The 1977-nt window shown below is 64.5% G+C and carries 3 protein-coding genes; all 3 read left to right on the plus strand.

Annotated elements, in window-relative coordinates:
* Window positions 1-336: 336 nt before the first annotated feature.
* Window positions 337-834 (plus strand): hypothetical protein, encoded by a 498-nt coding sequence (locus LPN03_RS20655; RefSeq protein ID WP_165183534.1) that lies wholly within the window; start codon window positions 337-339, stop codon window positions 832-834.
* Between the two features lie 75 nt (window positions 835-909).
* Window positions 910-1629 (plus strand): hypothetical protein, encoded by a 720-nt coding sequence (locus LPN03_RS20660; RefSeq protein ID WP_262455747.1) that lies wholly within the window; start codon window positions 910-912, stop codon window positions 1627-1629.
* A 38-nt stretch (window positions 1630-1667) separates the two neighbouring features.
* The coding region (locus tag LPN03_RS20665) for a YnfA family protein (RefSeq protein ID WP_262455748.1) at window positions 1668-1977 on the plus strand (310 nt) is incomplete at its 3' end.

Consider the following 1977-nt stretch of genomic DNA (forward strand, 5'->3'; position numbering starts at 1 on the left):
ACCTCCCTTTCGGGGTCTTCCGGCCGGGGTGGTTTATGTGGTGATCCGGTAAATAGGTTGCGGACTTTGCTGTGGGGCAAAACCCAATCAGAGTTGCGCCCCGGGTGCACCGGGGGCAGAACCCGGCTTGAGTTTTGCCCCAGCGGAAGTGCGGCTGAGCGCAAGCGGTAGATCGCTGAGCGCAAGCGGGCGGCCCGGACACCCCGGAGGGCGCCCCCGCTCAGAAGGTGATAGAGCGTCCGCACAAAGACAGCAGAAAGTGATGGAGCGTCCGGGGGGAGCACACCCGGACTGTCCGGGCCGGGCCTCCATCACGCCATGGCTAGTATTTTCACCATGAACACCCCACTGGAAATGAATCTCTTCTTCCCTATCGACGAAGACGGCTTTATTGCCTTGGTCTGCCCCGACAGCTACAGCAGCTTCGTGGCCGACAACTGGACCTTGACACAAGTTTCGGACCACTTCGTCGAGCAGATGAACTTGGGCAATGCCTTCATTGCCTGCCCGGGTGATGAGGCGGCCGATGAGGTGTTTGCCCTTGTTCGCCGGCGGGACGGTGGCCGGGTCATCCGTGAGGCGTCAGGAACTGTCCGGGTTGGCGATGCGGGCCTGTGGTTGACCAGCTACCTCCAGCTCTCCACGGCGGCACAATTTAAGGACCAACTGGCAGCCGACCCCAGAAACAGCCTGCGCATGCCCTGCGCGCCCGGCCTGTTCCGGGTCACCGTGCGGGAACTCGCCGGCGTCGAGCCGCCCTTTGAGCTGGAGATTCGGCCGGATGACACTTCTGGGACCGTGCACCACGATGCCGTCCCCTGGTTTGACCTCTGAGTTTCAGGGGCGGCATCAGATTGAAGCACCTGGACGCATGAGCGGCTGATTCGAGACGGCACGCAGTTGCGCCAGGTGAACACTTCCCCACAAAACGCTGCTCCCAGCGGCGAATACTCAAGCTTTGACCGGGCCCGTTCCACGGCGTCGCCAGGTATTTTCAAGTGGCCGAAAGCCAGGCGGTGCTCGCCGGCAAAAACGTCCCTGACCGGATACCAGCCGGCGGCCTCAGCGTCGCCGTCGTCCGCCAAGACGGACTCGTGGCCAGCCCCGCGAAGTACCTCAGCGGCCGGGGCCCGCTGGCTGGCCGTGCCATCCGGCGCCCAGGGCTGCCAGGAACTGACAATGGTTTCGGCCCGGCCCGACGACGGCCAGGAGCTCTGCGCCCTCAATGAAATCTTCGTCGGGCATACATCGCACCAATCCGCCCGCCATGAACTGACGACGCCGGACGGGCGGCTTGAGAGCCAATCGTCCTCCGGGCTGGTTGTCGCCACCGGGACGGGCGCCACCAGCTGGTGTGCGTCGATTGCTCTGGAGCGCGGAGGGCGGGCGCTTCCTGCACCCTCCGATCCGCGGCTGGCCTGGTTCGTCCGCGAGGCCTGGCCGTCGCCTGCTACTGGAGTTTCACTGACCGAAGGCTTGCTGGATTCCGGGCAAGCGCTGCGGATCAGGGTCGCTTCGGACCAGCTCGTCATCTTTGGCGACGGCATGGAGGACGACCGGATCACGGCGTCGTGGGGCCAGGAAATCACGGTTCAGCTCGGCAGCCGGCCGTTGCGCCTGGTTCAATGAAGTTTCGGTGCCCACATCCTTCAAGGGATGATGGGGCCATGAGCATCGCCAGAACCGTTATCTTGTTCGCCCTTGCCGCAGTGGCTGAAATCGGCGGCGCCTGGCTGGTCTGGCAGGCTGTGCGCGAGGGCAAGGCATGGTGGTGGGCCGGGCTGGGCGTGGTGGCCCTGGGCGCATACGGTTTCATTGCAGCGATGCAGGCCGACGCCAACTTTGGCAGGGTTCTCGCTGCGTACGGCGGGGTCTTCATTGCCGGTTCACTGATCTGGGGCATGATCGTCGACAAATTCACGCCCGACCGCTGGGACGTCATCGGGGCGCTGGTGGCGCTGGCCGGCGTCAGCATCA

Origin of the sequence: Arthrobacter sp. A2-55 (assembly GCF_025548615.1) — a bacterium.
Lineage (GTDB): Bacteria > Actinomycetota > Actinomycetes > Actinomycetales > Micrococcaceae > Specibacter > Specibacter silviterrae.

What these genes read in the sequence shown, in the direction of transcription:
- LPN03_RS20655 (WP_165183534.1), top strand. Translation starts at nt 337, where the DNA reads ATGAACACCCCACTGGAAATGAATCTCTTCTTCCCTATCGACGAAGAC.